We start from the raw sequence: 300 nt of genomic DNA on the forward strand, positions 1-300 counted from the left end.
TTGATTCAAGTTTTGCTCCGAGCGCAACAACTGTGGCAAATGCCGAGGCTGGCAGTCCGGCTGATCGCCGCATTCCATCATGGTGGCAAAATCAACCGGCATTTGTTGCGTCACCGGCCTCTGCTGCATTTTCAGCAAACGGCTGTAATACGCATCCAGTCTGGCGTAAGCCTGCCCCGGTGGCACACTTGTTGCCAGCGCATACACATAAGCTGGTAAGCCACACACATAGCCGATGCGACCACCATCAACCTCCGACCTGCTCAGGCTGCGTAAAGATCGTTGTCCGGCACTGATCAG

The 300-nt window shown here is 55.3% G+C and carries 1 protein-coding gene; it reads right to left on the reverse strand.

The features are described from left to right. Positions 1 to 300, reverse strand: a 300-nt coding sequence (locus KDM89_RS21550) for a hypothetical protein (RefSeq protein WP_212689827.1), incomplete at both ends; no start/stop codon positions are given.

This window comes from Cognatundibacterium luofuense, assembly GCF_018139685.1.
Classification (GTDB): Bacteria; Pseudomonadota; Gammaproteobacteria; order Burkholderiales; family Burkholderiaceae_D; genus Undibacterium; species Undibacterium luofuense.